Genomic DNA, 308 nt, shown 5'->3' on the forward strand with positions numbered 1-308 from the left:
GGCTACTCCGGCGCAGCCACCGCATCGGGCGACTCCGGCGCTGCCACCGCATCGGGCTACTCCGGCGCTGCCACCGCATCGGGCGACTCCGGCGCTGCCACCGCATCGGGCGACTCCGGCGCTGCCACCGCATCGGGCTACTACGGCGCTGCCACCGCATCGGGCTACTCCGGCGCAGCCACCGCATCGGGCAACTCCGGCGCTGCCACCGCATCGGGCGACTACGGCGCAGCCACCGCATCGGGCGACTCCGGCGCTGCCACCGCATCGGGCTACTCCGGCGCTGCCACCGCATCGGGCTACTCCGG

At 75.0% G+C, this 308-nt stretch carries 1 pseudogene; it reads left to right on the forward strand.

Annotated features, from left to right (window positions below):
* Positions 1 to 308, forward strand: a pseudogene (locus A9J21_RS32095) (hypothetical protein); the annotation flags it as partial.

It is taken from the genome of Cupriavidus sp. D384, assembly GCF_001652915.1.
Lineage (GTDB): Bacteria > Pseudomonadota > Gammaproteobacteria > Burkholderiales > Burkholderiaceae > Cupriavidus.